Source organism: Streptomyces sp. XM83C, from assembly GCF_023072675.1.
GTDB classification, from domain to species: domain Bacteria; phylum Actinomycetota; class Actinomycetes; order Streptomycetales; family Streptomycetaceae; genus Streptomyces; species Streptomyces thermocoprophilus.
In genome coordinates, this window is record NZ_JALLGL010000620.1 from 1 (window position 1) to 946 (window position 946).

The 946-nt window shown below is 67.9% G+C and carries 1 pseudogene; it reads left to right on the forward strand.

The features are described 5' to 3' along the window. Positions 1-50: 50 nt before the first annotated feature. Positions 51-946 (forward strand): annotated as a pseudogene (locus tag MTQ10_RS31785) (IS3 family transposase); the annotation flags it as partial.

Sequence of the window (946 nt, forward strand, 5' to 3'; positions counted from 1 at the left end):
TGAACCGCTCCGGGTCTGATGGAGGCTCGATTCCCTGAGAGGATCGAGTCATGGCACGTCCGTCCCCTTACCCTGCTGAGCTTCGCGAGCGTGCGGTGCGCATGATCGCGGAGATCCGTCCGAACTATCCGACCGAGTGGGCCGCGATGAAGGCGGTCGCGGCGAAGCTGGGCATCGGTGCGGCAGAGACGGTGCGGACCTGGGTCCGCAAGGCCGAGGTAGACGCCGGTCAGCGGCCCGGCACGACGTCGGAGGAGGCCGCGGAGATCAAGCGACTGCGGGCCGAGAACGCCGAACTGCGGCGGGCCAATGAGATCTTGAAGGCGGCGTCGGCTTTCTTCGCGGCCGAGCTCGACCGGCCGTCGAAGCGCTCGTAGCGTTCATCGACGAGTTCAAGAAGGTGTTCGGGGTCGAGCCGATCTGCCGTGTGCTGTCCGGCCACGGACTGAAGATCGCGACGAGCACCTACTACGCCGCCAAGAACCGTGCTCCAAGCGCCCGCGCGGTGCGCGACGCGGAGTTGAAAGCGCACATCAGCCGGGTCCATGCCGACAACTACGGCGTCTACGGGGTCCGGAAGGTGTGGCGGCAGCTGCATCGCGAGGGCATAGCCGTGGCCCGCTGCACGGTCGCGAGGCTGATGCGCGAGCTGGGTCTGGAAGGCGCCCGTCGCGGCAAAAAGATCCGCACCACCGTGCGCGGCGAAGGGCATGAGCGGGCCGATGACCTGCTGCAACGCGACTTCACCGCGTCCCGGCCGAACGAGAGGTGGGTCGCTGACTTCACCTACGTGGCCACCTGGTCCGGGATCGTCTACGTCGCGTTCGTCGTGGACGTCTTCTCCCGGGCGATCGTCGGCTGGTCCGCAGCCACCAGCAAGCGGGCCAAGCTCGTCCTCGACGCCCTCGACATGGCCCTGTGGCGGCGCGACCGTGCTGGGACTCCC